The sequence below is a fragment of the Streptomyces xylophagus genome, assembly GCF_000716435.1.
Taxonomy (GTDB): Bacteria; Actinomycetota; Actinomycetes; order Streptomycetales; family Streptomycetaceae; genus Streptomyces; species Streptomyces xylophagus.
On record NZ_JNWO01000176.1, the window covers coordinates 1 to 343 of the forward strand.

The 343-nt window shown below is 69.7% G+C and carries 1 protein-coding gene; it reads left to right on the forward strand.

Going from position 1 to position 343, the window contains the following annotated elements; genetic code table 11:
- The coding region (locus OO70_RS50865; RefSeq protein ID WP_043688503.1) for a hypothetical protein at nucleotides 1-343 on the forward strand (343 nt) is incomplete at both ends.

Below are 343 nucleotides of genomic sequence, written 5' to 3' on the forward strand. Positions count from 1 at the left end.
GTCATGGTCGGGCTGGAGAAGCCGGGCGCGGTCCGGTCGTACTTCCCGAACCCTGAAACGGCGGCGGCGATCGTCGCCCGGGCTGCAGGACTCCGCGGCACGGTGGTCAGCAGCGACGACACGGTGAAGGTGGAGGCCCGGAACCTGCTCGCCGACGTCCGCGCGGTGATCCAGCCGGGCGAGGCCGGCATGCCGTGGGACGTTGTTGCCGAGCGGCTGCGAGAACTCGCCCCCGAGTTCTACGTCGGCTACACCGGCGACATGGTCCGAGAGTCCCTGACCCGGTACGACATCAAGTCGCAGGACGTACCGAAGCCGGGGGAGCCTCGCGGCAAGGTCAAGG